Consider the following 271-nt stretch of genomic DNA (forward strand, 5'->3'; position numbering starts at 1 on the left):
AAGTTCATCTTCATCATAATCATCGCGAATCAGCTTTAAGGTCCACAGATTAGAAATACGGTCGACATACAGCTCAGCATTGATATGATCCAAAACATTGCTGATAAAATCTTTGATGGTCTTGGATTCAGTCCATGCCAGTGACAGCCCGAGTTGTTCGTCATAGAGTGTATCTGCTGCCGCAATAAAGCTACTATCGTCAATTTGCGACTCACTTGCGCCTTTGCCCCACAAGGTATTGGTCAAGCATTCACGGATGATATGCGCTGCA

1 protein-coding gene is annotated in these 271 nt (G+C 43.9%); it reads right to left on the minus strand.

Annotation, left to right across the window (positions count from 1 at the left end):
* On the minus strand, positions 1–271 hold a 271-nt coding region (locus tag LVY74_RS17670; protein ID WP_237816150.1), incomplete at both ends, for a hypothetical protein.

The sequence above is a fragment of the Acinetobacter sp. ME22 genome, from assembly GCF_022012315.1.
Lineage (GTDB): Bacteria > Pseudomonadota > Gammaproteobacteria > Pseudomonadales > Moraxellaceae > Acinetobacter > Acinetobacter brisouii_A.